An 18861-nucleotide genomic window follows, 5' to 3' on the forward strand; every position below is an offset into this window, starting at 1 on the left:
CTCGACCGCTCAGGCGAAGTGGTGCAGTGGCCCCGGCCCCGCTCCGAGCTTCCAGTCGCGGCCGCCCGCCAGCGCCCGCGCCACATAGGACTTGGCGTTCCCTACCGCCGCCGCGATGTCGTCGCCCAGCGCGAGCCGCGCGGCGATCGCGGACGAGAACGTGCAGCCGGACCCGTGGTTGTTGGCGGTCGGCACCGGCTCGCCCTGCAACGTCTCGGTGCGGCCGTGAACGTGCAGCACATCGACGGCCAGCTCACTGCCGGTGACGACGACCGCCTCCGGCCCCCGCGAGGCCAGCGCGGCCGCCGCCCGGGCCATCTCCTTGGCCGTCTCGACCCGGGACCCGAGGAGGGCGCCGGCTTCGTGCCGGTTCGGCGTCAGAACCCGCGGGTACGGGATCAGCGGCGCAACAGCCGCAACACCGGACAACCGGCTGCCACTGGTGGCGACGAGCACCGGATCCACCACCAGGTTCGGCAGCTCCGAAGCCCGGGCGGCGATCACCGCGGCGACGGCGGGATCCCCCACCATGCCGACCTTGACCGCCGCCACCTCGAAGTCCCCGAGCACGGCGTCCAGCTGCGCCGCGACGATGTCCGCCGGCACCGAGTGGATCGCGGTCACGCCGAGCGTGTTCTGCGCGGTGATCGCGGTGATCACGCAAACCCCGTACGTCCCCAGCGCCCCAAAGGTCTTGAGATCGGCCTGAATCCCGGCCCCACCCCCGGAATCCGACCCCGCAATGCTCAGCACGACCGCCGGGGTCACGAAACCACCGCCTCGACCAGCATCCGCGTTGTCTTCTCCGGATCGTCCGACCGCATGATCGCTCCCATCACCGCCACGCCGGCGGCACCCCCTCGCACGCATGAATACGCCCGCTCCGCCGAGTCGACCCCGCCCAGCGCCAGCCACCGCCGTTTCCCCGCCAGCTCGGCGGCCTGCGCCACACCGAGAGCCGGGCCGTACCCGGGCTTCGACGCGGTGGGAAAGATCGGTGACACGGTGACGTAGTCCTCATCGGACAGGTGTTCGACGCCATGCCACGAGCGTCCCACAAGATCCATGCCAGGCGGCCGGCTATCCACAGCGGACAGATGGACGGCCTTGCCACCCAACGGATCGGGACCCGCCACGATCACCGGGGCCACTGCTCTCAGCTCTGAGGCGAGTGCCGAGCGCTGCCCGTACGGAAGATCCTTCTCACGCAGGACGATCCACGACGCGCCGCCGCGAACCGCGGCCCGGACCACCTCGACCAGCGGCCCGGCGGCGAGCCGCCGGTCGGTGAGCACGACGACGCCCGACGGGGTCACCATGCCGGCATGCCCTCGTCGGACGTGGAGGCCAGGGCGTGATAGCGCTTGGGGATCCGGCCGGCACCGGCGGCGAGCCGGCCGGCCTCGACGGCATGCCGCATGGCCGCCGCCATCCGCGCCGGGTCCGCCGCCCGGGTCACCGCCGAGGCGATGAGCACGGCGTCGCAGCCCAGCTCCATCGCCAGCGCCGCGTCCGAGGCGGTACCGATCCCGGCGTCGAGGATCACGGGTACGTCCACACTGTCGCGGATCAGCCGGATGTGATGCGGATTGGTGATCCCCAGCCCCGACCCGATCGGCGCGCCCGCGGGCATGACCGCCGTGCAGCCGGTGTCGGCCAGCCGCCGGGCCAGGATCGGATCGTCGCTCGTGTACGGCAGCACCCGGAACCCGTCGCCGACCAGGGTTTCCGCGGCCCGGAGCAGCTCCACGCCGTCCGGCAGCAGGGTCCGCTCGTCGCCGATGACCTCGAGCTTGATCAGGTCGGTCTCGAACGCGTCCCGGGCGAGGTGCGCGGCCTTGACGGCGTCCGTGGCGGTGTAGCACCCCGCCGTGTTCGGCAGCACCCGCATACCCAGCCGGTCCAGCAGCGGCAGCAGGCCCGGGCCGGCCGCGTCCACCCGGCGCAGCGCCACGGTCACCATCTGCGTACCGGAGGCCACGATCGCCGCCTCCAGCGCGGCGAGGCTCTCCGCCCCGCCGGTGCCGAGGATGAGCCGCGACTCCCCGAAAAGGTCCTCCACGTCAGCCTCCCTGGGCCGCGGTGAGGACCTCGACGCGGTCACCCTCGGTCAAATGCGCCGCCGGCCAGGAGGAGCGGGGAACGACCTCGCCGTTCACGGCCACCGCGACGCCGCGCCGGGCCTCGGTGACGGCGGCGACCAGCCGCTCGACGGTGCTGCCGGCGTCGATGGTGCGGCCGGCGCCGTTGACGGTGACCCTCATGCGAACCTCCCGGACGCGAACGCTTCGAGCAACGGATCGGGCCGGCCGGTGAGCACCAGGTCGGCGATGAGATCGGCGGTGACGGGCGCGAGCAGTACGCCGTTGCGGTGGTGACCGGCCGCGACGAAGATGTCGTCGCGCAGCCGGCCGAGCAGCGGCGCGTTGTCCGGAGTGGATGGACGGTGCCGCACGACGGTCTCTCTCAGGGTCAGCTCGCCCAGCTCGGGCACGACATCGGTCGCGGCGCGCAGCAGCTCGAGCACGGCACCGGCGGTCACGGCGAAGTCGGCCCGTTCCTCCTGCGTGGCGCCGACGACCACCTCGCCGTCCGAGCGGGGGACGAGGTAGACATGACGCCCGTCCGCGTACGCCACCACGACGTGCCGCAGCACCCCCGGCTCACCGCGCAGGCGCAGCACCAGACCCTTCACCGGGCGCACCGGCAACCCGGTCAGCGCGGCGGTCCCGGTGCCGGCCGCCACCACCACCGGCCCCGGCGGGAGCTCGGTGACCTTCCCCGGCACCACCGCCTCGCCGAGGGCGGCCCGCAGCGCGGCGACCACCCGCCGCGGGTCGACCTGACAGTCGTCCGGGACGTACGCCCCGCCGCGTAACCGCGGGGACAGCGCGGGTTCCAGGTCGCGCACGGCGCTGGGCAGCAGCCGGCGCACCTTGAGGTCGTGCTCCTCCCTGTACGCCCACAGCCGCTGAGCCTCGGCCAGATCGTCGCCGGTCAGGGCGACGGCCAGCGATCCTCGGGGGTCGAAGCCCACGTCCAGTCCGGTCTCCTCACGCAGCTCGGCGGCGAAGCCGGGCCAGCGGGACGCCGATTCGATCCCGAGGGCGGTCAGCGCCTCCTGCCCGAACGCCGCCTCGGCCACCGGGGCCAGCATGCCGGCGGCCGCGTACCAGGCGGCGTCGTCGGCCCCGCCGTCGTGCACGGTGACCCGCATCCCCCGCTGCCGGCACCGCCACGCGACGGCGAGACCGATGATCCCGCCGCCCACCACGGTCAGGTCCGTCACGGCAGGACCTTCAGCAGGCGCTCGATGGCCTCTCCCGGGTCCGCGGCGTTCGCGACGGCGCCCACCACGGCGACCCCGGTCGCGCCCGACCGGACCAGGTCGGCGGCATTGTCCACAGTGACCCCACCGATCGCCACGACCGGTACGCCCGGCACAGCCCGTGCCACCTCGCCGATCCGCTCGGGCCCCAACGGCGCCGGCAAGCCGGTCTTCGTGACGGTCGCGAAGGCGGGCCCCACGCCCAGGTAGGTGGCGCCGGCGGCCGTGGCGGCACGCGCCGCCGCGGGGTCCCGGCAGGTGGCGCCGAGCACGCCGTGGTCGCCGAGCACCTTGCGCGCCGCCGCGACCGGCAGGTCGTCGGCGCCGACGTGCGCCCCGTCGGCGTCCACCGCCAGCGCGACGTGCAACCGGTCGTTGACCAGGCATCGCACGCCGGTGGGCCGGCACCGGGCCACGATTTCGGTGGCCAGCTGGAAGAGAACCCGGTCCGTGACGTCGTCCTCGACCCGGACCTGGATCGCCAGCCGGTGGGCCGCCCCGAGCCGCTGGGCGGCGGCCACCGCGGCGGCGGCGACGGCGATCGGGTCACGCCCGGGGCGGGCGTCGGTGATGACATGCAGACACGGGAAGACAGGGTCCACAACGCACTCCTCCCTGCGCCGGCATGACCCGGATCAGGTTCGACGGTCGGGGGCCGCATCAGCCCCCCTCTCAGCCCGGTGCACCGGACTCCCGTGGGGTTGGTTCCGACGCCGACACTAGCGCCGCGCCGCCGTCCGCGTAAAGCCCCGTCAGCGGACGTCCCAGACCGGCTCCGGGGTCTCCACGACCTCACCGTCGCCCTGGAAGAGCACGAACCGGTCGAAGCCGCGGGTGAACCAGCGGTCGTGGGTGACGGCTATCACCGTGCCCTCGAACGCCTTCAGGCCCTCCTCCAGCGCCTCCGCCGACGCCAGGTCCAGGTTGTCCGTCGGCTCGTCCAGCAGCAGCACGGTGGCACCCGACAGCTCCAGCAGCAGCACCAGGAAACGCGCCTGCTGGCCGCCGGAAAGCGTGCCGAACCGCTGATCACCCTGCGCGGCCAGCTCGTACCGGTTGAGCGCCTTCATCGCCCCGGCACGGTCCATTCCGGACCGGTGATCGTCGCCGCGCCACAGGATCTCGACGAGGGTGCGGTCGACAAGCTCCGGCCGGTCGTGGGTCTGCGAGAAGTGCCCCGGCCGGACCCGCGCGCCGAGCCGTGCCGTGCCGCTGTGCGCGACGTGGGCGAGCGGCGCGCCGTCGACCGGCTTGTTGTCGGCCTCGGGGGCGGTGCCACCGGCCGCCAGCAGCCGCAGGAAGTGCGACTTGCCGGTGCCGTTCGCGCCCAGGACGGCGACCCGGTCGCCGTACCAGATCTCCAGGTCGAAGGGGAAGGTCAGGTCCTCCATCTCCAGGTTCGTGCAGACCACGGCCCGTTTTCCGGTACGCCCACCGCGCAGGTTCATCCGCAGCGACTGTTCCTTGGGCGGAAGCGGCGGCGGACCGGCTTCCTCGAACTTGCGCAGCCGGGTCTGGGCGGCCTGGTACCGCGACGCCAGCCCGTCGTTGAACGTCGCCTTCTGCTTCAGGGTGAACACCAGCTCGCGGAGCTTCTCGTGCTCCTCGTCCCAGCGCCGCCGCAGCTCCAGCAGCCGGTCGTGACGATTGGCGCGCGCCTCGTGCCAGGAGGCGAACCCGCCGGGATGGGTCCACGCGCCGCCACCCTCGACCGCCACCACCCGAGTCGCGGTCTGCGCCAGCAGCTCCCGGTCGTGCGAGACGTAGAGCACCGACTTCGACGACTCCCGCAGCCGCACCTCCAGCCACCGCTTGCCGGGCACGTCGAGGAAGTTGTCCGGCTCGTCGAGGAGCAGCACCTCGTCACCGCCGCGCAGCAGCAGGTCGAGCGCGAACCGCTTCTGCTGCCCGCCGGAAAGCGTGCGCACCGGGCGGGTGCGTACCTCGTCCCACGGCTTGCCGAGGATGGCAACGGCGACCGTGTCGAAGAGCACCTCGGCGTCGTAGCCGCCGGCCTCGCCCCACCCGGTCAGCGCGTTGGCGAACCGCAGCTGCGCCTTCTCCGCCTCGGGCGCGGACGTCAACGCGGCATCGGCGTCGGCCAGCGCCTCCCCCGCCGCCCGCAGGCCCGGCGCCACCAACGAAAGAGCGAGATCAGCGAGGGTACGGTCGTCGCCGATCATCCCGATGAACTGGCGCATGACGCCGAGCCCGCCGGAACGCGCCACGGCACCGACCGGCACGGCGAGGTCACCGGCGACCATCCGCAGCAGGGTGGTCTTCCCGGCCCCGTTCGGTCCGACGAGCGCCACCTTCGCGCCCTCGCCCACCCGGAACGACACGTCGGAGAAGAGCTCCCGTCCGTCCGGCAGCACGAACCCGACCCCGGCGACATCCACGTATCCCACGCGGCCATCCTCCCCGAGGAAACGGCGCGGGTCAGTCGGTTTTCCCGGGGCCCCGCGTCACCCTCAACACCCGGAAGCCGCGCTGGCTGGCCGTACGCCGCACGTCCCAGTCCCGGTCGGTCAGCCAGGTGTGCAGCGAGTCACCGCCGAGGTTGCGGTTGATCACCAGCCAGGCCACGCCCGTGGGCGCCAGCCGGGCCAGCCAGCGGTCCATCAGCGCGTGCAGCTCGGCCTTGCCGACGTGGGTAGGCGGGTTGCTCCAGATCTCGTCGAACGCGACACCGTCAGGCACCTCGTCGGGCGCGCAGACCCGGATCCGCTCGGCCAGCCCGAGTGCCGTGGCGTTCTCGGCGGTCAGGTCCCGGGCGCGGGAGTTGACGTCGATCGCGTACACCGTGGCGGCCGGTGCCTCGCCGGCCAGGACGCACGCGATCGGCCCGTACCCGCAGCCCAGGTCGAGCAGGGTGCCCGTGGTCGCCGCGGTCGGCAGGTCCGCCTTGCGCAGCAGGACGGCCGTGCCCGGGTCGAGCCGCCCGGCGGAGAAGACCCCGCGCGCGACCGTCAGGTCGTACGCACGCCCGGCCGCGGAGAACTCGATCCGTCCCCGGGTCTCGGGGGTGGCCGGCTCGGCACTGAAGTAATGGTCGGCGCTCACCCCGTCAGTCTCCCGCCGCGCAACGACACCCGGCCCACCGGGGTGCCGCACAATCTGTGCGTTCATCGATCACGGTGCGCTCCTACCGTGGCACCCATGCTCCGCGACTCCCACTCCCGCTCCGCCCATCGCGCAAATCCGGGAAGTGGACTCGCGATCCAGGCCCTCGTACGGATGACCGCCCCCGCGTCCACCACGGCTCAGCACCGGCGACCCCACCGGGCGGCCGTCGTGATCCCGCGGATGCGCACCCCCGAGAGACACGGCCCCCGACGCCGGGAGCACCCTGTCCGGTTCTCGCTCGCGGACAGGCTTCTCGTCACGGCCCGCTCGGCCCTCGCCGCGGGTGCGGTGCCCTCCCGGATCCGGCCTCAGGACGAGACCACGCAGCGCCTGTGGCCGCGTGCCGCGGTCCGCAGCGTTCCCCGCCGGCCCGGCGGCCCGCTGCACCCTCTGGCCCAGCCGCAGCAGGCGCTGCAATTGCTGTTGAGCGGCCTGGGCGCCCTCATCATGACGTCGATCGTCGTGCTCACCCTGTTCTTCGTGATCGCCGAGGAGAGCCGCGGCCCGGTCGACGGCTCGTCGGCGCCGCCGGGGACCGTGGCGGAGGCGATCAGCTCCCGCGCCGTGGACGCCAGTCCGCTCACGCGGGGGGAAGTGTTCGGCAGCCGCGAGATCCGGTCCGCGACCGGCGCCGCCCCGTACCGGGTCACGATGACCCACATCGACACCGACTGCGGCGTCGCCACCACCGGCGATCTCGGCGGGGTGCTCAGCGAGCGCGGGTGCAGCCAGGTGGTCCGGGCAGCCATGATCGCCCCGTACGGCGCCTACCGGGTCACCGCCGGCATCTTCAACCTGCCCGACGCGGACGACGCCAAGGCAGTCGGCGACGATACCGAGATCCTGGTCGAGTCCGGCCGCGGCAGCTTCGCGGCGCTGGGAACCGGCGACGCGCCGGCCCCGCCGCTGACCCAGGTCGGCTGGCACAACGTGGGCCACTACCTGCTCTACTGCGCCATCTCGCGCCCGGACGGCACCCTGGTCGCCGACGACGACCCGTACTCGGAACGGATCACGGCCGACCTCGTCGAGCACTACTTGGCCGAGGACGTCCTGGGTAAGCGCAGCGCCACCCCGTAAGCCAGGTCAGGCGCGCAGGCGGCGGGTCGCGTCCGCTCGGCTGGCGTACTCAGCCTCGTCCGGGTAGCCGACCGCCACCAGCGTCAGCCCGTGCGCCGGCGCGACCGTCACCTCGCTGGACCGTTCCCGCAGCGTCAGCAGCTTCGCCGGCCAGCCGGGATCCCGCCGGCCGTCGCCCACCGTCAGCATCGCCCCCACCAGGCTGCGCACCATCGCCTGGCAGAACGCGTCCGCCTGCACGGTTGCGACCGCGATCCCGTCCGGCTCCCGGCGCCACTCCAGCCGGGTGATCGCGCGCACGGTGGTCGCGTGCTCCTTGCGCTTGCAGTACGCGGCGAAGTCGTGCAACCCCACCAGCCCCGCCGCCGCCTCGTTGAGCCGGTCCAGGTCGAGCGGGCGCACCCAGCCGAGCGTGTCGTGGCGCCGCAACGGCTCCGGCCCGAACACCGTGTCCGCGACCCGGTACTCATAGCGGCGGTACGTGGCCGAGAAGCGGGCATCGAAGGTGGCGGGCACGGGCGTCACCGCCTTCACCCGGGCGTCCGGTGGCATCAGCGCCGCGAGCCGGCGCAGCAGCGATTCCCGCAGCGCCTCCCAGGTGTCGACCGGCAGCTCGATGTGGCACACCTGCCCGGTGGCGTGCACCCCCGCGTCCGTACGGCCGGCCACGGTCAGCCCGAGCGGCAGGTCCGGCCCGACGAGCGTTCCGAGCGCCTCGGTCAGCGCGCCGGCCACCGTGCGCCGGGCGGGCTGGACCGCCCAGCCCGAGAAGTCCCCGCCGTCGTAGGAGACGTCGAGGCGCAGACGAGTCGTGTCGGGCAAAACCGGTCCTTCGTCCGTACGGAAGATGCGAAACGGCCCGGCACCCCGCGAAGGGTGCCGGGCCGCACGTGCCTGATCAGGCCTTGGTGTCTTCGCCCTCGGCCTGGTCGCCCGGGCCCTCGGCGCCCTTGTCGCCGGACGCGTTCACCGGCGGCTCGGAGTCCTGGTCGGCGGCCGGAGCCTCGTCCGCGGCGGGAGCCGTCGTGGCCGGGGCCTCGTCCTCGCGGGCGAGCGCCTCGACCTTGTCCTGCTGCGCGGCGGCCTTGCGGGCAGCCTTCTTGGCCGGCGCCGTGGTGGCCGCGACCTGCAGCTCCTCGACCAGCTCGATGATCGCCATCGGAGCGGCATCGCCCTTGCGCGGACCGGTCTTGGTGATGCGGGTGTAGCCACCCGGCCGGTTGCCGTAGCGCGGCGCGATCTGCTCGAACAGCGAGTAGACGACGTCCTTGTCCTTGACGACGGTCAGCACCCGGCGGCGGGCGTGCAGGTCACCGCGCTTGGCCTTGGTGATCAGCTGCTCCGCCAGGGGGCGCAGGCGCTTCGCCTTGGTCTCGGTCGTCTTGATCTTCCCGTGCCGGAAGAGCTCCGTGGCCAGGTTGGCCAGCAGCAGCTTCTCGTGCGCCGGGCTGCCGCCGAGGCGGGGACCCTTGGTGGGCGTGGGCATTTCTGATGCTCCTCTTGAATGGCGGCAGCGGGGGTTACAGCTGCTCGGTCTCGCGGTAGTCGTCGGTGTCGTAGTCCACGTCGCCGAACGAGTCGACCACGTGCGCCGGGTCGAAGGACGGCGCGCTGTCCTTCAGGCCCAGGCCCATTCCGGCGAGCTTCATCTTGACCTCGTCGATCGACTTCTGACCGAAATTCCTTATATCCAGAAGGTCGGCCTCCGTCCGCCCGATCAGTTCACCGACGGTGTTGATGCCCTCGCGCTTGAGGCAGTTGTACGACCGGACCGTGAGGTCCAGCTCCTCGATCGGCAGGGCGAGATCGGCGGCCAGCTGGGCGTCCTGCGGCGACGGGCCGATGTCGATGCCCTCGGCGGTCTCGTCCAGCTCGCGGCAGAGGCCGAACAGCTCGACGAGGGTCGAGCCGGCCGACGCCAGCGCGGTACGGGGCGAGATCGACGCCTTCGACTCGACGTCGATGATCAGGCGGTCGAAGTCGGTGCGCTGCTCGACACGGGTCGCCTCGACGCGGTAAGTCACCTTCATGACCGGCGAGTAGATCGAGTCGACCGGGATGCGGCCGATCTCGGCGCCGGCGCTCTTGTTCTGCGCCGCCGTGACGTAGCCACGGCCCCGCTCGACGGTGAGCTCCATGTCGAGCCGGCCCTTGCTGTTGAGCGTGGCCAGCTTCAGGTCGGGGTTGTGCACGGACACGCCGGCCGGGGGCTGGATGTCACCGGCGGTGACGTCGCCCGGGCCCTGCTTGCGCAGGTACATGCTGACCGGCTCGTCGTGCTCGGAGCTGACGGTGAGCTCCTTGACGTTCATGACGAGCTCGACCACGTCCTCCTTGACACCGGGGATCGTGGTGAACTCGTGCAGCACGCCGTCGATCTTGATGCTGGTGACCGCCGCGCCCGGGATGGACGACAGCAGGGTCCGCCGCAGCGAGTTGCCGAGGGTGTAGCCGAAGCCCGGCTCCAGGGGCTCGATGGTGAACCGGGAGCGGGTCTCGCTGAGCGACTCTTCCGAGAGGCTCGGGCGCTGGCTGATGAGCACGCGTTTCTTCTTTCTGTCGGGGCACCCGCTATTTGATGCCCGTCCTCATGTGATGCACCGGGCGCCCCCGCGAGGGGGCGCCCGGTCAGAGCGCTACTTGGAGTAGAGCTCGACGATCAGCTGCTCCTGGACCTGCGTGTCGATGACAGCGCGGGCCGGGAGCGAGTGGATCAGGATCTTCATCTCGCTCGGGATGGGCTCCAGCCACGCCGGCACCGGCCGGGAACCGGCCTGGGCCTGGGCGACGACGAAGGGGGTCATCTCCTTCGACTTCTCCCGGAGCGTGACGATGTCGTGCTCCTTCACCCGGTACGACGGGATGTCGACCTTGATGCCGTTGACCAGGAAGTGGCCGTGCTTGACCACCTGCCGGGCCATGTCCCGGGACGCGGCGTAGCCGGCCCGGTAAACGACGTTGTCCAGCCGCGACTCGAGGATCTGGAGCAGCACCTCACCGGTCTTGCCGGGCTTGGTGACAGCCTCCTCGTAGTAACCGCGGAACTGCTTCTCGAGCACGCCGTACGTACGACGGGCCTTCTGCTTCTCGCGGTGCTGGAGCAGGTACTCGGTCTCCTTGGTCCGGCCGCGGCCGTGCTGCCCGGGCGGGAACGGCCGGGACTCGAACGGGCACTTCGGACCATCGCACTTGCTGCCCTTGAGGAACAGCTTCATCTTCTCGCGGCGGCAGCGCTTGCAGTCCGCACCTGTGTAACGAGCCATTGCTTCGATCTCTCCCTTAGACCCGGCGACGCTTCGGCGGACGGCATCCGTTGTGCGGCTGCGGCGTGACGTCGGAGATCTGCCCGACCTCGAGGCCGGCGGCCTGCAGCGAACGGATGGCGGTCTCCCGGCCGGAACCGGGGCCCTTGACGAACACGTCGACCTTGCGCATGCCGTGCTCCATGGCCCGGCGCGCGGCGGCCTCGGCGGCCAGCTGCGCGGCGAACGGAGTCGACTTGCGGGAGCCCTTGAAGCCCACCTGGCCGGACGAGGCCCAGGAGATGACCGCACCGGTCGGGTCGGTGATCGACACGATGGTGTTGTTGAAGGTGCTCTTGATGTGCGCCTGCCCGTGGGCGACGTTCTTGCGTTCCTTGCGCCGGACCTTCTTGACGGGGGCCCCAGCGCGTGCCTTCGGTGGCATAAGTCAGTGCGCTCCTATTACTTCCGACCGGGCTTCTTCTTACCGGCGACCGTGCGCTTCGGACCCTTGCGGGTACGAGCGTTCGTCCGCGTGCGCTGACCCCGGACGGGGAGCCCACGACGGTGACGGATGCCGGCGTAGCAGCCGATCTCGACCTTGCGGCGGATGTCCGCGGCGACCTCGCGGCGAAGGTCACCTTCAACCTTGAAATTGGCCTCGATGTAGTCGCGGAGCTGGACGAGCTCCTCGTCAGTGAGGTCCTTGGCGCGCTTGTTCAGGTCAATGCCGGTCGCGGAGAGCGCCTCGACAGCGCGGGTCCGACCGACCCCGAAGATGTAGGTGAGCGCGATCTCCATCCGCTTTTCGCGGGGAAGATCGACGCCGACGAGTCGAGCCATAAGTGGGCGTACTCCTCAGATGTCTCACGGAGGTCTGTGCCCGTCCCCTTCCCGCCTGCCCGGGCGGGCCCCGGCCTCCGACCGGGGGTGAAGCCGCGCGCCATCGTCATGCATGACACCGCGGCTGGGACGAGCTTCTTCAGTGGTACGGATCTGGCAGTGCCAGGCCGGAATCAGCCCTGGCGCTGCTTGTGACGCGCGTCGGTCTTGCAGATGACCATGACGCGCCCGTGCCGCCGGATGACCCGGCAGTTGTTGCAGATCCGCTTGACGCTCGGCTTGACCTTCACGGTTTGCCTAACTTTCAGTCAGACGGGATGTGGATCCCCGCGACCCCGTTACTTGTAGCGATAGACGATGCGCCCACGGGTCAGGTCGTACGGCGAAAGCTCGACGACGACCCGGTCCTCGGGAAGGATGCGGATGTAGTGCTGCCGCATCTTGCCGGAGATGTGAGCCAGCACCTTGTGACCATTGGCGAGCTCCACACGGAACATGGCGTTCGGCAGAGGCTCGATCACTCGGCCTTCAATCTCGATGGCTCCGTCTTTCTTTGGCATGTCCTCCGCTACCTGACATCGGGTTCTTGGGGGCAGGCTCACAACGTTCATCGCAACCCCGGAGGGCCGGACCAGCCGCGGCTCCGGCGCCACCAGAAGCGCTTGGTAGACATGCCGGAGTGGACGCTGTGCGCCAGCAAGCCAGTGTACGCGCGCCCGGGCATCGACACCAAACCGAGGTCCCCGCAACCCGGAGCCGGGTGTGTCGACGGCCCACAGAAGCGGACAAAAAGGCAGCTATCGCGCGTTTTCCTCGCCCGTACCTACCCGGACGGCGACGATCAGCGCCTGCGACCGGTCCGGCGGCCGATGATTCCGAAGATCATCGGGATGAGCATCCAGCCGGGCCAGAAGTAGATCCACTCCCCCGATGCCAGCGAAGACATCGCCCACACGACGACGCAGACCACCACCACGCCGGCGTAGGAAGCCAGCCACGGCGGCCCGGACCGCCCGGGCACCTCCGCTGTACCGGGCGCCGCCACCGGCGCCTCCTGCGGTTGCTGGGGCACGACCTGGGCCCGTTGAGCGGGAATGGTCCCGGGCAGGTCGGCGGTGAGGCCGTCCAGGTCGCCGTAGGTCTTCGCCGCGTACGCCCGCTGCAGCCGCTCGTCGTACTCGTGGAGATCGAGCCGGCCCTCGTCCAGCGCCGCCTTCAGCTTGTCGGCGACGGCCTGCCGCTCGGCATCGCCCGCCCGCATTTCCTGACCCATGCCCGCCAGCATGCCAAACCCGGCCGCGAATCGCGGCCCCGTGGTCGCCACGGTTTGCTCGGCCAACGAGTCAAATTCTCGGGCAAGCGGCGTGCTACTCGGCGAGCGAGCCGACCGCCGGCTGGCGGGACGTCACCAGGTCGCCCAGGCGCGCGCGGCCACCGTCCGGGGCCGTCGTCACCCACACCCCGTCCTCGAGCAATGCCATCGTGTGCTCCACGTGCGCCGCCATCGACCCGTCGCGGGTGACGACCGTCCAGCCGTCCGACAGCTCCTGGGTCCGGGGCGAGCCCATCGTGATCATCGGCTCGATGGCCAGGCACAGCCCGGGCACCAGGCGCGGGCCCTTGCCGGGCTTGCCGTGGTTGAGCACGTGCGGGTCCTGGTGCATCTCGGTGCCGATGCCGTGGCCGCCGTACCCGTCGACGATGCCGTAGCGGCCCGCCTTGCGGACGGCCTTCTCGACGTTGAACGAGATGTCGGTGAGCCGGCCGCGGCCGTTGGCGGCGCCGCGCGCGGCCGCGGCGACCCCGGCCCACATCGCGTCCTCGGCCACCTCGGCCAGGCGCAGCAGCTCGGGGTCGGTCTCGCCGACCCCGACCGTGATCGCCGAGTCGCCGTGCCAGCCGTTCAGGATCGCCCCGCAGTCCAGCGAGATCAGGTCCCCCTGGCGCAGCACCTGGCTCGGCGAGGGGATGCCGTGGACGACCTGTTCGTTGACCGACGCGCAGATCGAGGCCGGGAAGCCGTGGTAGCCCTTGAACGACGGGACCGCCCCCGCGTCGCGGATGACCTTCTCCGCGATGGCGTCCAGGTCCCCCGTCGAGACCCCGGGGGCCACGGCCGCGCGCATCGCGTCGAGGGCGGCGGCGACGACCAGGCCGGCGCCCCGCATGAGCTCGATCTGTTCCGGCGTCTTGAGCTGGATGTCCAGCTGCTGACGGCGCATCTCAGCCCCCGTATGACCGCAGCGCGTCGATCGCACGCACGGTGACGTCCTCGACCGGCCCGGTGGCGTCGATGCCGACGAGCTTGCCCTGAGCGCCGTAGAAGTCGACGAGCGGCGCGGTCTTGTCCGCGTACTCGACCAGCCGGTTGGCGATGGTCTCCGCCCGGTCGTCGTCACGCTGGAACAGCTCGGAGCCGCACCGGTCGCAGACGTTCTCCTTGCTGGTGGGGTCGAACTCGACGTGCCAGATCTTGCCGCAGCCGCGGCAGGTCCGGCGGCCGGAGAGCCGCCGGATGACCTCGTCGTCGTCGACCACGAGCTCCATCACCAGGTCGAGCGCGGTGCCCAGGTCGGCCAGCAGCTTGTCGAGCGCCGACGCCTGCGGGACGGTTCTCGGGAAGCCGTCCAGCAGGAAGCCGTCGCCGGCGTCGGGCTCGGCGAGCCGGTCGCGGACCATGTTGATGGTGACCTCGTCGGGGACGAGATTGCCCGCGTCCATGAAGCGCTTCGCCTCGAGCCCCAGCGGCGTGCCCTGGGAGACGTTCGCCCGGAAGATGTCACCGGTCGAGATCTTCGGTACGGCGAGATGGGCGGCGATGAACTCAGCCTGGGTCCCCTTGCCGGCCCCCGGAGGGCCCACCAGTACCAGCCGCACCTACATCGCCTCGCTTCGGTGAGAACGAGCCTCGGAAACCACAGACGCAAGAGCCCCCCGGCTCCGCGTCGCCACTACCGGAGGAACCCTTCGTAGTTGCGCTGCATGAGCTGGCTTTCGATCTGCTTCACCGTCTCCAGACCCACACCCACCATGATCAGCACTGCGGTGCCGCCGAACGGGAAGTTCTGGTATTGCTGGCTGTTCAGCCAGATGAAGAAGAAGTTCGGCAGAACCGAGATCAGGCCCAGGTACAGCGCACCCGGCAGCGTGATCCGGCTGAGGATGAAGTCCAGGTAGTCGGCGGTCGGCTTACCGGGCCGGATGCCCGGTACGAAGCCACCGTACTTCTTCATGTTGTCAGCGACCTCGGTCGGGTTGAACGTGATCGACACGTAGAAGTACGTGAAGAAAATGATCATGAAGAAGTACGCCGCGATGTAGATCGAGCTCCGCGGGTCCGCGAGGTGATCCTGGATCCACAGCTGGTAGCCCTTGAGGTTGTTCTTGTCGAAGAACTGCAGGTACAGCTGCGGCAGGTAGAGCAACGACGACGCGAAGATCACCGGCACGACGCCGGCCTGGTTGACCTTCAGCGGGATGTACGTCGACGTGCCGCCGTACATGCGCCGGCCGATCATGCGCTTCGCGTACTGCACCGGGATGCGGCGCTGAGCCTGCTCGATGAAGACCACGGCGCAGATGACCAGCAGCACGAGCGCGACGACGAGCCAGAACTTGGCCCAGCCGTTGCTCTCCTTGATCGTCCAGCCCTCGCCAGGGAGGCGGGCGGCGATCGAGGTGAAGATCAGGACCGACATGCCGTTGCCGACGCCGCGGTCGGTGATGAGCTCGCCGAGCCACATGACGACGCCCGTACCGGCGGTCATCGTGACGACCAGCATCGTCAGCGTCAGCCAGTCCGGGATGCCGGTGCCCTTGGGGATGATCGAGTACTGGGCGCTGTTCTGGTCGCAGACGTTGGCGAACAGCTGGCCGGAGCGGGCCAGCGCCACGAACGCCGAGGACTGCAGGATCGCGAGGCCCAGGGTCAGGTAGCGGGTGTACTGCGTGATCTTCGCCTGGCCGGACTGGCCTTCCTTGCGGAGCTGCTCGAGGCGTGGGATGACCACGGTGAGCAGCTGCAGGATGATCGACGAGGTGATGTAGGGCATGATGCCCAGCGCGAAGACGGAGAGTTGCAGCAGTGCCCCGCCAGAGAAGAGGTTCAGGAGGTTGAGAACCCCACCGCCCGCATCCGCCTGGTGGACGAGCTTGAGACAGTTCTTGACGTTGGTGTAGGACACACCCGGGCTGGGCAGTGTGGCCCCGAGCCGGTAGACCGCGATGATCGCTACTGTGAACAGCAGTTTCTTGCGCAGGTCAGGCGTCCGGAACGCACTCAGAAAGGCGGAGAGCAACTTCTTCCTCCTGCGCGAGGTGGCCGCCTGAATCCGGCGGATGGGGGTAGGCATCGGTCCGGACGACCGATATACCTGGCTGGGAACGGACTTTAACAGCCTGACGTGCCCGCTGTGAGGCACGGTCGCCGCTTGTGCAGCACCCGGGGACGAAGAGCTACGCCGCGGCTGGTGGAACCGTGCCGTCCGGCCCGGCAAAACGCCAGGTCAGACGCCACAACGGGGATGCCGGCCGAGCATCGCAGTGCGATACCCGGACCGGCATCCCCGGCAAGCCTCACAGCTCGGTGGCGGAACCACCGGCGGCTGCGATCTTCTCCTTGGCCGACTCGCTGAACGCGTGCGCCGAAATCTGCAGCGACACGCCACCCAGCTCACCGGAGCCCAGGACCTTCACGAGCTGGCCGCGGCGGACCGCGCCGGCCTCGGCGAGCTCCAGCGGGCCGACCTCGCCGCCGTTCGGGAACAGCTCGGCGAGCCGGTCCAGGTTGACGACCTGGAAGACGACCTTGTTCTTGTTCTTGAAGCCCTTGAGCTTCGGCAGGCGCATGTGGAGGGGCATCTGCCCACCCTCGAACGCAGCCGAGACGTTCTTGCGAGCTCCCGTACCCTTGGTGCCCCGACCGGCGGTCTTGCCCTTGGAGCCCTCACCGCGACCCACACGGGTCTTCGCAGTCTTGGCTCCGGGCGCCGGCCGGAGGTGGTGAACCTTGATCGCCATTACTCGACCTCCTCAACAGTCACGAGGTGGCTCACGGCGAAGATCATGCCCCGAATCTCGGGGCGGTCCTCCTTGACCACCACATCGTTGATCCGCTTCAGGCCGAGCGACCGCAGGGAGTCCCGCTGGTTCTGCTTACGGCCGATCCCGGACCGGGTCTGGGTGACCTTCAAGCGTGCCATCAGCGCACCGCCGCTTCCGCACGCGCCGCCAGCATGGCCGCGGGGGCCACGTCCTCGACCGGCAGGCCACGGCGGGCCGCGACCTGCTCCGGCGACTCGAGGCCCTTCAGAGCGGCCACCGTCGCGTGCACGATGTTGATCGGGTTCGACGAGCCGAGGCTCTTGCTCAGCACGTCGTGGATGCCCGCGCACTCCAGCACGGCACGCACCGGGCCACCGGCGATGACGCCGGTACCGGCGGACGCCGGCTTGAGGAGCACCACACCCGCAGCGGCCTCGCCGGTGATCGGGTGCGGGATCGTCGCACCGATCCGCGGCACCTTGAAGAAGTGCTTCTTGGCCTCCTCGACACCCTTGGCGATCGCCGCGGGCACCTCCTTGGCCTTCCCGTATCCGATGCCGACGGTGCCGTCGCCATCGCCGACGATCACGAGGGCGGTGAAGCTGAAGCGACGACCACCCTTCACGACCTTCGCGACACGGTTGATCGCTACGACCCGCTCCAGATGGGGGGTCTTCTCGACGGGCGCGTTACCGCGGCCGCCCTCACGGCGGTTGTCGCGGCGGCCGCCTTCGTTGTTACCGCCGGACCCGCCGCCACGGCGCTGCTGACCAGGCATTGGTCTTCCTTCCTAGAACTCGAGTCCGGCTTCGCGGGCGGCGTCGGCAAGCGCGGCGATACGCCCCGCGTACTTGTTGCCACCGCGGTCGAAGACGACCTTGGACACGCCCGCGGCCTTCGCGCGCTCGGCGAGGAGAGCGCCGACCTTGCCGGCCAGGGCGCTCTTGTCACCCTCGTTGCCCCGCAGGGAGGCGTCGAGCGTGGAGGCAGAGACGAGCGTGTGGCCCTTGAGGTCGTCCACGATCTGCGCGGTGATGTGCCGCGAGGACCGGGTGACGACCAGACGGGGACGCTCGGCAGTGCCGCGGACGTTCTTGCGGACCCGGAAGTGCCGACGCGCCTTTCCGACGGCGCGCTTGGAGGCAACTCCGCCCCCATTGCGGCGCTTGAGCAGCGTGGCGGTCACTTCTTACCTGCCTTTCCAGCCTTGCGGCGGATGACCTCGCCCTGGTACTTGACACCCTTGCCCTTGTAGGGCTCCGGCGGGCGGATCTTCCGGATGTTCGCGGCGACCTCGCCGACGAGCTGCTTGTCGATACCGGCGACGGTGAACTGCGTCGGGCGCTCCACCGAGAAGGTGATGCCGACCGGCGCGGGCACGTTGACCGGGTGCGAGAAGCCCAGGGCGAACTCGAGGTCCTTGCCCTTGGCGGTCACGCGGTAACCGGTGCCGTTGATCTCCAGGGTCTTCTTGTAGCCCTCGGTGACGCCGACGATCATGTTGGCGACGAGGGTACGCGAGAGCCCGTGCAGCTCCTTGGCCTTACGGTCGTCGTTGGGGCGGTTGACGACCAGCTCGCCGTTGTCCGCCTTCTCGACCGTGATCGGCTCCGAGACGGTGTGCGAGAGCTCGCCCTTGGGGCCCTTGACCTTGACGGTCTGGCCCGTGATGGTGACGTCGACGCCGGCCGGGACCGGGATCGACTTACGTCCGATTCGCGACATGTCAGAGTCTCCGTTACCAGACGAAGGCGAGGACTTCCCCGCCAACGCTCCGCTTGCGGGCCTGCCGGTCGGTCAGCAGCCCCTGGGACGTCGAAACAATCGCGACACCCAGGCCGCCTAGCACCCGGGGAAGCTCGTCGGACTTGGCGTACACCCGGAGACCGGGCTTGGACACGCGCTTGATGCCGGCGAGGCTACGCTCGCGGTTCTGGCCGTACTTGAGCTCAACGACCAGGCGCTTGCCGACTTCGCCTTCGGCGGGGTCCTCAGCCGTCCAGGAGGCGATGTAGCCCTCTGCCTTGAGGACCTCGGCGATGTTCGCCTTGATCTTCGAGAAGGGCATGGTCACCTTGTCGTGGTACGCCTGGTTGGCGTTACGCAGACGCGTGAGCATGTCTGCGATCGGGTCCGTCATCGTCATGGGTATTCGTCAACCTTTCTCGCCGGGGTTCCCAGTAGGACCGGGCCTACGGC

Annotated in this window: 27 protein-coding genes and 1 riboswitch; of the genes, 1 reads left to right on the forward strand and 26 read right to left on the reverse strand. The window is 70.3% G+C overall.

Annotated features, from left to right (window positions below; all coding sequences use genetic code 11):
- Nucleotides 1-9 precede the first annotated feature (9 nt).
- The 8 genes from thiD to AB0368_RS11445 form a co-directional block, all read right to left on the reverse strand.
- Nucleotides 10-768 carry a bifunctional hydroxymethylpyrimidine kinase/phosphomethylpyrimidine kinase gene (gene thiD, locus AB0368_RS11410; protein ID WP_366153704.1) on the reverse strand — a complete coding sequence of 253 codons (759 nt, stop codon included), beginning with the start codon at nt 766-768 and terminating at the stop codon, nt 10-12.
- Nucleotides 765-1319, reverse strand: coding sequence for a thiamine phosphate synthase (locus AB0368_RS11415; protein ID WP_366153705.1), 555 nt, complete (start codon nt 1317-1319; stop codon nt 765-767). Before AB0368_RS11415 ends, thiD begins: the two co-directional genes overlap by 4 nt.
- Nucleotides 1313-2062: a thiazole synthase gene (locus AB0368_RS11420; RefSeq protein ID WP_366153706.1), complete on the reverse strand. Its 750-nt coding sequence runs from the start codon at nt 2060-2062 to the stop codon at nt 1313-1315. The genes AB0368_RS11415 and AB0368_RS11420 overlap by 7 nt, the downstream gene beginning before the upstream one ends.
- A 1-nt stretch (nt 2063) precedes the next feature.
- On the reverse strand, nt 2064-2264 hold the full coding sequence (gene thiS / locus AB0368_RS11425) for a sulfur carrier protein ThiS (RefSeq protein ID WP_366153707.1): 201 nt from the start codon (nt 2262-2264) through the stop codon (nt 2064-2066).
- Nucleotides 2261-3289: a glycine oxidase ThiO gene (thiO, locus tag AB0368_RS11430; protein ID WP_366153708.1), complete on the reverse strand. Its 1029-nt coding sequence runs from the start codon at nt 3287-3289 to the stop codon at nt 2261-2263. Before thiO ends, thiS begins: the two co-directional genes overlap by 4 nt.
- Nucleotides 3286-3930, reverse strand: a complete 645-nt coding sequence (thiE, locus tag AB0368_RS11435) for a thiamine phosphate synthase (protein ID WP_366153709.1) — start codon at nt 3928-3930, stop codon at nt 3286-3288. Before thiE ends, thiO begins: the two co-directional genes overlap by 4 nt.
- Nucleotides 3924-4035, reverse strand: a riboswitch (TPP riboswitch). Its footprint overlaps the gene before it by 7 nt.
- A 45-nt stretch (nt 4036-4080) precedes the next feature.
- Nucleotides 4081-5736, reverse strand: coding sequence for an ATP-binding cassette domain-containing protein (locus tag AB0368_RS11440; RefSeq protein WP_366153710.1), 1656 nt, complete (start codon nt 5734-5736; stop codon nt 4081-4083).
- Between the two features lie 31 nt (nt 5737-5767).
- Nucleotides 5768-6391: a methyltransferase gene (locus tag AB0368_RS11445; protein ID WP_366153711.1), complete on the reverse strand. Its 624-nt coding sequence runs from the start codon at nt 6389-6391 to the stop codon at nt 5768-5770.
- 96 nt (nt 6392-6487) lie between these two features.
- Here AB0368_RS11445 and AB0368_RS11450 point away from each other — a divergent pair, with 96 nt between their 5' ends.
- A complete protein-coding gene (locus AB0368_RS11450) occupies nt 6488-7534 on the forward strand; it encodes a hypothetical protein (RefSeq protein ID WP_366153712.1) in 1047 nt (348 codons plus the stop codon).
- Nucleotides 7535-7540: 6 nt separating this feature from the next.
- Here AB0368_RS11450 and truA read toward each other — a convergent pair whose 3' ends face one another.
- The 18 genes from truA to rpsH form a co-directional block, all read right to left on the reverse strand.
- Complete coding sequence (gene truA, locus AB0368_RS11455; protein WP_366153713.1) at nt 7541-8356, reverse strand: tRNA pseudouridine(38-40) synthase TruA; 816 nt, start codon at nt 8354-8356, stop codon at nt 7541-7543.
- 76 nt (nt 8357-8432) lie between these two features.
- On the reverse strand, nt 8433-9020 hold the full coding sequence (rplQ, locus tag AB0368_RS11460; RefSeq protein ID WP_366153714.1) for a 50S ribosomal protein L17: 588 nt from the start codon (nt 9018-9020) through the stop codon (nt 8433-8435).
- 34 nt (nt 9021-9054) lie between these two features.
- Nucleotides 9055-10077, reverse strand: a complete 1023-nt coding sequence (locus AB0368_RS11465) for a DNA-directed RNA polymerase subunit alpha (protein WP_023358222.1) — start codon at nt 10075-10077, stop codon at nt 9055-9057.
- Between the two features lie 93 nt (nt 10078-10170).
- Nucleotides 10171-10797, reverse strand: a complete 627-nt coding sequence (rpsD, locus tag AB0368_RS11470; RefSeq protein ID WP_366153715.1) for a 30S ribosomal protein S4 — start codon at nt 10795-10797, stop codon at nt 10171-10173.
- A 16-nt stretch (nt 10798-10813) separates the two neighbouring features.
- Nucleotides 10814-11221 (reverse strand): 30S ribosomal protein S11, encoded by a 408-nt coding sequence (gene rpsK, locus AB0368_RS11475; RefSeq protein ID WP_015619020.1) that lies wholly within the window; start codon nt 11219-11221, stop codon nt 10814-10816.
- A 17-nt stretch (nt 11222-11238) separates the two neighbouring features.
- Nucleotides 11239-11619, reverse strand: coding sequence for a 30S ribosomal protein S13 (rpsM, locus tag AB0368_RS11480; RefSeq protein WP_366153717.1), 381 nt, complete (start codon nt 11617-11619; stop codon nt 11239-11241).
- A gap of 173 nt (nt 11620-11792) precedes the next feature.
- Nucleotides 11793-11909, reverse strand: coding sequence for a 50S ribosomal protein L36 (gene rpmJ / locus AB0368_RS11485; protein ID WP_015619018.1), 117 nt, complete (start codon nt 11907-11909; stop codon nt 11793-11795).
- Between the two features lie 48 nt (nt 11910-11957).
- Entirely contained in the window at nt 11958-12179 is a 222-nt protein-coding gene (gene infA, locus AB0368_RS11490) for a translation initiation factor IF-1 (protein ID WP_007073013.1), read from the reverse strand.
- Between the two features lie 281 nt (nt 12180-12460).
- Nucleotides 12461-12892 (reverse strand): DUF1707 domain-containing protein, encoded by a 432-nt coding sequence (locus tag AB0368_RS11495; protein WP_366153718.1) that lies wholly within the window; start codon nt 12890-12892, stop codon nt 12461-12463.
- Between the two features lie 94 nt (nt 12893-12986).
- The gene (gene map, locus AB0368_RS11500; RefSeq protein ID WP_366153719.1) at nt 12987-13841 is read right to left on the reverse strand and encodes a type I methionyl aminopeptidase; all 855 of its coding nucleotides are present in this window, start codon (nt 13839-13841) and stop codon (nt 12987-12989) included.
- Nucleotide 13842: 1 nt separating this feature from the next.
- Nucleotides 13843-14496 (reverse strand): adenylate kinase, encoded by a 654-nt coding sequence (locus AB0368_RS11505; protein WP_366153720.1) that lies wholly within the window; start codon nt 14494-14496, stop codon nt 13843-13845.
- 74 nt (nt 14497-14570) lie between these two features.
- Entirely contained in the window at nt 14571-15917 is a 1347-nt protein-coding gene (secY, locus tag AB0368_RS11510; RefSeq protein WP_366153799.1) for a preprotein translocase subunit SecY, read from the reverse strand.
- 277 nt (nt 15918-16194) lie between these two features.
- On the reverse strand, nt 16195-16638 hold the full coding sequence (rplO, locus tag AB0368_RS11515; RefSeq protein ID WP_366153721.1) for a 50S ribosomal protein L15: 444 nt from the start codon (nt 16636-16638) through the stop codon (nt 16195-16197).
- On the reverse strand, nt 16638-16820 hold the full coding sequence (gene rpmD, locus AB0368_RS11520) for a 50S ribosomal protein L30 (protein WP_366153722.1): 183 nt from the start codon (nt 16818-16820) through the stop codon (nt 16638-16640). Before rpmD ends, rplO begins: the two co-directional genes overlap by 1 nt.
- Entirely contained in the window at nt 16820-17440 is a 621-nt protein-coding gene (gene rpsE, locus AB0368_RS11525; RefSeq protein ID WP_366153723.1) for a 30S ribosomal protein S5, read from the reverse strand. Before rpsE ends, rpmD begins: the two co-directional genes overlap by 1 nt.
- 12 nt (nt 17441-17452) lie before the next feature.
- Complete coding sequence (rplR, locus tag AB0368_RS11530) at nt 17453-17836, reverse strand: 50S ribosomal protein L18 (RefSeq protein WP_366153800.1); 384 nt, start codon at nt 17834-17836, stop codon at nt 17453-17455.
- Between the two features lie 8 nt (nt 17837-17844).
- Nucleotides 17845-18387, reverse strand: a complete 543-nt coding sequence (rplF, locus tag AB0368_RS11535) for a 50S ribosomal protein L6 (protein WP_366153724.1) — start codon at nt 18385-18387, stop codon at nt 17845-17847.
- Between the two features lie 13 nt (nt 18388-18400).
- On the reverse strand, nt 18401-18808 hold the full coding sequence (gene rpsH / locus AB0368_RS11540; protein ID WP_366153725.1) for a 30S ribosomal protein S8: 408 nt from the start codon (nt 18806-18808) through the stop codon (nt 18401-18403).
- Between the last annotated feature and the right edge of the window lie 53 nt (nt 18809-18861).

It is taken from the genome of Actinoplanes sp. NPDC051475 (assembly GCF_040689425.1).
In the GTDB taxonomy this organism is placed as follows: Bacteria; Actinomycetota; Actinomycetes; order Mycobacteriales; family Micromonosporaceae; genus Actinoplanes.